This window comes from Kitasatospora sp. NPDC053057, assembly GCF_044546945.1.
GTDB lineage: Bacteria > Actinomycetota > Actinomycetes > Streptomycetales > Streptomycetaceae > Kitasatospora.
Genome location: NZ_JBITZP010000156.1, coordinates 1 through 1,127 on the forward strand (window position 1 = coordinate 1; position 1,127 = coordinate 1,127).

Sequence of the window (1,127 nt, forward strand, 5' to 3'; positions counted from 1 at the left end):
GCGCCAGGGGCGCCTTCGACCAGCCGTCGCTCGCCACGTGGTGCATCACCACCACCAGCACCCGCAGACCCGCACCGGCCTCGAACAGCCAGGCCCGGAACGGCAGCTCACGGGAGAGGTCGAAGGTGTGGTTCAGCGCCCGGTCCACCGCCGCCGACAGCTCCTCCGGCGCCACCTCGGACACCGCGAGCTCCCAGTCCAGCTCACCCGGCTCCAGCACCTGCTGGAAGGGCTCGCCGTCCACGACCGGGAACACGGTGCGCAGCACCTCGTGCCGCCCGAGCACGTCCAGGAACGCGGCGGCCAGCGCCTCGCGCTCCACCTCGTCGGACAGCCGGATGACCGCCGGGACGTTGTACGTCGCGCTCGGCCCCTCCAGCTGGTTGATGAACCACAGCCGGCGCTGCGCGAACGACAGCGGCACCCGCTCCGGCCGCACCCCCGCCGTCAACGCCTCCCGCGCCTCAGCCGCACCCGACAACCGGGCCGCCAGTCGCGCCACCGTGGGCGCCTCGAAGAGCGCCGGCACCGGCACCTCGACGCCCAGGATCGAGCGCACCCGGCTGATCAGGCGGACGGCGAGGAGGGAGTGGCCGCCGAGGATGAAGAAGTCGTCGTCCACGCCGACGCTCTCCAGCCCGAGGACGTCGGCGAACGCCGCGCAGACGATCTCCTCGCGCACGTTCGCCGGGCCACGACCCGCACCGGTCGTGTACTCCGGCGCCGGCAGGGCCTTGCGGTCCAGCTTGCCGTTCACGTTCAGCGGCAGCGCGTCCAGCACCACCACCGCCGACGGCACCATGTACTCCGGCAGCGACGCCGCCACGTACTCCCGTACCGCTTCCGCGAGTTCGGCACCAGCCGCACCCTCCGGAACCACGTACGCGACCAGGCGCTTGTCCCCTGGCACGTCCTCACGGGCCAGGACCGCAGCCTGCGCGACCTGCGGGTGCGCGGCCACCGCGGACTGGACCTCGCCCAGTTCGATCCGGAAACCACGGACCTTCACCTGCTCGTCCGCACGACCCAGGTACTCCACCTGACCGGCCGCGTTCCAGCGGGCGACGTCACCGGTGCGGTACAACCGCTCCCCGGCGCCGTACGGGCTCGCCACGAACCGCTCCGCC

The 1,127-nt window shown here is 72.8% G+C and carries 1 protein-coding gene; it reads right to left on the reverse strand.

Going from position 1 to position 1,127, the window contains the following annotated elements; translation table 11 throughout:
• Positions 1 to 1,114: condensation domain-containing protein (locus tag ACIG5E_RS39565; protein WP_396542189.1), on the reverse strand; the 1,114-nt coding region annotated here is incomplete at its 3' end.
• Positions 1,115 to 1,127: the final 13 nt, after the last annotated feature.